Source organism: Amycolatopsis sp. NPDC059657 (genome assembly GCF_042734395.1).
GTDB lineage: Bacteria > Actinomycetota > Actinomycetes > Mycobacteriales > Pseudonocardiaceae > Amycolatopsis.
On record NZ_JBHWEB010000253.1, the window covers coordinates 1 to 3,419 of the forward strand.

The following is a 3,419-nucleotide window of genomic DNA, read 5'->3' on the forward strand; positions in this document are numbered from 1 at the left end:
TACTGGCTTAGTTCACTAGCACACTGTTGAGTTCTCAAGCAACACACCGAGGATCGCATCAGGTTTCCCTGACCTTATCCAGAGCGAATTGTTTTTAGCATATTCTATCTAGCAAGTTTTGTCCGGGACTCTTTCTCTCCCGGTCGGCCACCCGGTTTCCCTGGCGACTTGGAGAACTTTACATGCCCGATCAGGGCCTAAAACAGGGGGGTCCCCTAAACGTGTTTGCGCACTTCAGCAGGCCCGCTAGTCGATTCCGGCGGCTTCCGGGGTCGACCGAGCCAGTGACGCGAGCACGTCGAGTGCCCAAGACAGAGTCTCCTCCGGCGGCACGGACAGCGCCAGTCGAATTGCGTTGGGGGCGTGCCCGGCGCCGGTCGTGAACGACGCGGCCGGGCTGACCGCGATGCCCTGACGGCCGGCCGCCGCCAGGAAGGTCTCGGCGCGCCACGGCTCCGGGAGCTCCCACCAGCAGTGATAGCACCGCGGATCGGACACCACCCGGAATCCGGCAAGCCGCGAACGCATCAATGCCTGCCTGGAGAGAGCGTCGCGACGCTTGTCCGCTGCCAGCGAAGCGGCCGTCCCGTCGGACATCCAGGCCGCTGCCGCGGTCATCGCGAAGTGCGGCGCGGTCCAGCCACCCGAGCGCAGCGCGGCCGTGACTCGCTCCACATAGGCCTCGGCGACCACGGCGAAGCCCAACGTCAACCCCGGCGCGAGACGCTTCGACATGCTGTCGACCACGATCGTCCGCTCCGGGATCCAGCGTGCGAGCGGCGCGACATCCTCCGCGAGGTAGGCGTACACCGCGTCCTCGATCACCGGCAGGTCCAGCCCGCGCACGGTCGAGGCGATCTCCGCGCGACGCTCGTCGGGCATCGTGATCCCGAGCGGGTTGTGCAGCGTCGGCTGCAGGTACACCGCACGCAACGACCCGGCGGCGGCCAACGCCTCCGGGCGTACCCCGTGCGCGTCCATCTCCAGCGGGACCAGCTGCACGCCGAGCCGTCCGGCGATCGCCTTCACCAGCGGATAGGTGAGCGCCTCCACACCGAGCCGCTCCCCCGTCGGCACCAACGCGGAGATCGCGCCCGCCAGCACCTGCCGCCCGTTCCCCGAGAACAGCACCTGCGACGGCGACGGCGTCCAGCCGGCTCGCGCGAGGAACTGAGCCGTCAGTTCACGCATCGCGGACGTCCCGGCGACACCGACCGTTTCGAGCGAGGCGCCGAGGACGTCCGGCCGCAGGAGCCGCTCCATACTCGCCGCCTGGCGGGCAGGCTGACCCGGCAGCACGGAGAAGTTGAGCTGGAGGTCGACCGGTGTGCCGCTGGGTTCGGCGAGCCACGGCTCCATCGGCGGAGACGCGCGGATGAACGTCCCCCTGCCTACCTCCCCGACCACGAGCCCGCGGCGCACCAGCTCGCCGTACACCCGAGAAGCGGTCGAGACCGCTATGCCGCGATCGCGGGCGAACCGGCGCTGGGTGGGCAGCCGGTCGCCCGGCCGCAGCACGCCGGCCGCGATGTCCGCGGCGATCGCGTCGGCGAACGCGCGGTAGTCGTCGTCCATATTGCTCCGAGGTCATTGTCCTTATTGCACTCGCATATTGCTCCGATTAGCTTCGAGTTGTCAAAGGGAGGACACATGGACATCGCTTACGAAGACTTCGGCGACGGCGAGCCGCTGCTGCTGGTGCACGGCCACCCGTTCAACCGCTCGATGTGGCACCCGCAGCGCGACTTCCCCGGCTGGCGGGTCATCACGCCCGACCTCCGCGGGTACGGCGACTCCCCCGTCGTGCCAGGTAAGACGCTGCTGTCGGACTTCGCGGGCGACCTCGCCGAGCTGCTCGACAAGCTCGGGATCGAACGCGTGGTGCTGGCCGGGCTGTCGATGGGCGGCCAGATCGTCATGGAGTTCAGCAGGCTTTATCCCGAGCGCGTGCGCGGGCTCGTGCTGGCGGACACGTCAGCGCAAGGAGAAACGGAAGAAGGGAAGCGCGTCCGCAACGAGACGGCCGACCGGATCCTCGCGACGGGAATGTCAGCCGAGGCCGAGGTGCTCATCACCAGGATGGTCGCGCCGGACGCGGACGCCGCGGTGGTCGAGCACGTGCTCGAGATGATGCGGACGACGCGGCCCGAAGGCGCGGCGGCCGCATTGCGAGGACGGGCCGAGCGGCCGGACTACGTCGAGCTGCTGGGTGAGCTGGCAGTCCCGGCGCTGGTCGTCGTCGGCAGCGTCGACGCGTTCACGCCGTTGCCGGACGCCGAGCTCATGCACGACCGGCTGAAAGACTCGAAGCTCGTGGTGATCGACGGCGCCGGGCACCTGCCGAACCTGGAGCGGCCGACCGAGTTCAACGCCGCGCTCGGGGAGTTCCTAGGGCGTGTTTCATAAGGCTGTTCGATGAGCTTCGTGATCCAGGTGGTTCCTGGCGGTGCAGCGGGATCACCTGGGCGCGAAGATCGCGAACAAGCCTTTATGGAACACGCCCTACAGTCGGTACCGAGTATCCGCTGAAGCAGACAGGTGATCTCCGATGAACAAGACGGTATTCGTGACCGGTGCCAGCACCGGCTTCGGCGCCGCGATCGCGCGGCGGTTCGCGGCCGACGGCGCGAAGGTCGTGGCGACCGCGCGCCGCGTCGGCAAGCTCGAAGCGCTCGCCGACGAGCTGGGCAAGAACGTGCTGCCGCTGGAACTCGACGTCCGTGACCGCGACGCCGTCGCCGAGGCGTTCGCGAACCTGCCGGCCGAGTTCGCCGAGGTCGACGTCCTCATCAACAACGCGGGGCTGGCGAAGGGGCTCGAGCCGGCGCATCGCGCGAACCTCGACGACTGGGACCAGATGATCGACACCAACTGCAAGGGGCTGGTCTACTGCACCCGCGCCGCGCTGCCGGGGATGGTCGAGCGCGGCAGGGGGCACGTGATCAACCTCGGTTCGATCGCGGGGACGTACCCGTATCCCGGCGGGAACGTCTACGGCGCGACCAAGGCGTTCGTGCACCAGTTCAGCCTGAACCTGCGCAGTGACCTGCACGGGACCGGCGTGCGGGTGACCAATGTCGAGCCGGGCATGGTCGGCGGCACCGAGTTCTCGAAGGTGCGGTTCGAGGGTGACCAGTCGAAGGCCGACGCCGTGTACGAGGGCACGCAGCCGATGACGGCGGAAGATGTCGCCGACTCCGTGGTCTGGGCCGCTTCGCAGCCCGCGCACGTCAACGTCAACGTGGTCGAGCTGATGCCGGTCGTGCAGAGCTTCTCGCCGCTGCAGATCTTCCGCGGCTAGAAAGACTCGTGAGTGTTCCCGACGGTTGTGGGCGGCGGGGACACAAACCCGTCCGTAAACCCGGGACCGGTGTCAGATTAACAAAAACCAGCCCCCCCGACCAACCCGGATCGGGGAT

The 3,419-nt window shown here is 67.9% G+C and carries 3 protein-coding genes; 2 read left to right on the top strand and 1 reads right to left on the bottom strand.

Annotated features, from left to right (window positions below; genetic code table 11):
• Positions 1-246 precede the first annotated feature (246 nt).
• Positions 247-1,575 (bottom strand): PLP-dependent aminotransferase family protein, encoded by a 1,329-nt coding sequence (locus tag ACFV15_RS47970; RefSeq protein WP_378360187.1) that lies wholly within the window; start codon positions 1,573-1,575, stop codon positions 247-249.
• Between the two features lie 75 nt (positions 1,576-1,650).
• Here ACFV15_RS47970 and ACFV15_RS47975 point away from each other — a divergent pair, with 75 nt between their 5' ends.
• Together ACFV15_RS47975 and ACFV15_RS47980 are read left to right on the top strand one after the other, a co-directional pair.
• Complete coding sequence (locus tag ACFV15_RS47975; protein WP_378360188.1) at positions 1,651-2,406, top strand: alpha/beta fold hydrolase; 756 nt, start codon at positions 1,651-1,653, stop codon at positions 2,404-2,406.
• Positions 2,407-2,548: 142 nt separating this feature from the next.
• Positions 2,549-3,301, top strand: coding sequence for an SDR family oxidoreductase (locus ACFV15_RS47980; RefSeq protein WP_378360190.1), 753 nt, complete (start codon positions 2,549-2,551; stop codon positions 3,299-3,301).
• The last annotated feature ends 118 nt before the right edge of the window (positions 3,302-3,419 follow it).

Bases quoted from the DNA above. Each gene is read 5' to 3' on its own strand.
- ACFV15_RS47970 (WP_378360187.1), bottom strand. From the start codon at position 1,575: ATGGACGACGACTACCGCGCGTTCGCCGACGCGATCGCCGCGGACATC.
- ACFV15_RS47975 (WP_378360188.1), top strand. From the start codon at position 1,651: ATGGACATCGCTTACGAAGACTTCGGCGACGGCGAGCCGCTGCTGCTG.
- ACFV15_RS47980 (WP_378360190.1), top strand. From the start codon at position 2,549: ATGAACAAGACGGTATTCGTGACCGGTGCCAGCACCGGCTTCGGCGCC.